Source organism: Flavobacterium psychrophilum DSM 3660 = ATCC 49418 (genome assembly GCF_002217405.1).
In the GTDB taxonomy this organism is placed as follows: Bacteria; Bacteroidota; Bacteroidia; order Flavobacteriales; family Flavobacteriaceae; genus Flavobacterium; species Flavobacterium psychrophilum.
The window spans coordinates 1-1,129 of sequence record NZ_MUHE01000006.1; the positions used below are offsets into that span (position 1 = coordinate 1).

General features: G+C 32.9%; 1 protein-coding gene. It reads right to left on the reverse strand.

Annotation, left to right across the window (positions count from 1 at the left end; all coding sequences use genetic code 11):
* Positions 1 to 31 precede the first annotated feature (31 nt).
* The coding region (locus B0A57_RS01765; RefSeq protein ID WP_089081991.1) for an IS256 family transposase at positions 32 to 1,129 on the reverse strand (1,098 nt) is incomplete at its 5' end.

The window sequence follows — 1,129 nt, forward strand, 5'->3', positions numbered from 1 at the left end:
AGTGTGTAAGTTAAAAAGTTAGGCTTGGATTTTATAATCTGAGCCTTTTGTCAAATATAAGATTAAATTGATTTAAAACAATACCCCAATTTTGTATTGGCATTGACCATTTTTTTGTTGCTTCTTTTAAAGCTAAATAAACTGATTTTAGAACCGCATCATCAGTAGGGAATGACATTTTATTTTTAGTGTATTTTCTAATTTTTCCATTTAAATTTTCTATTAAATTTGTAGTATAGATTATTTTTCGAATTTCTAGCGGGAAGTCGAAAAACACGGTTAATTCGTCCCAGTTTTCTCTCCAGGATTTGATGGCATAACCATATTTGGATTCCCATTTTTGAGCAAAATCTTCCAAAGCTAATGCAGCAGCTTGTTTTGTTGGTGCGGTATAAACAAGTTTCATATCGGTTGTAAATTGTTTTTTATCTTTCCATACCACGTATCTGCAAGCGTTTCTAATTTGATGTACCACGCAAATTTGTGTTTGTGATTCAGGGAAAACAGCACGGATTGTTTGGGTAAATCCGTTTAAATTGTCGGTAGCTGTTATCAAAATATCTTCCACTCCACGAGCCTTTAAATCAGTTAAAACACTCATCCAAAAGCTTGAACTTTCATTTTTTCCTAGCCACATTCCAAGAACTTCTTTTCGTCCTTCGCGATTAAGTCCAACAGCCAAATAGATGGTTTTATTGATGACTTTAGAGTTCTCTCTTACTTTGAAAACAATACCATCCATCCAAACAATTAAATAGAGATCATCTAATGGTCTGTTTTGCCAAGTTACAACTTCGCTCGATACTGCATTGGTAATTCTTGATATGGTAGAGGTTGAAATATCAAAATCATACATTTCTTTTATCTGTTCTTCTATATCACTAACGCTCATTCCTTTTGCATAAAAGGAAATAATGATATTTTCTAAACCATCAATAATATTATGCCTTTTAGGTACTAAAGCAGGTTCAAAACTACCGTCTCGATCTCTTGGAACTTTAATTTCATCTTCACCAAAGGAAGTTTTTATTTTCTTGGTTCCGTGTCCATTACGGTAATTACCATTGAAGGTTTTTTGATGTTTTTCATTGTCTAAATGTGCATCAAGTTCTGCTTCAAGCATATGTTC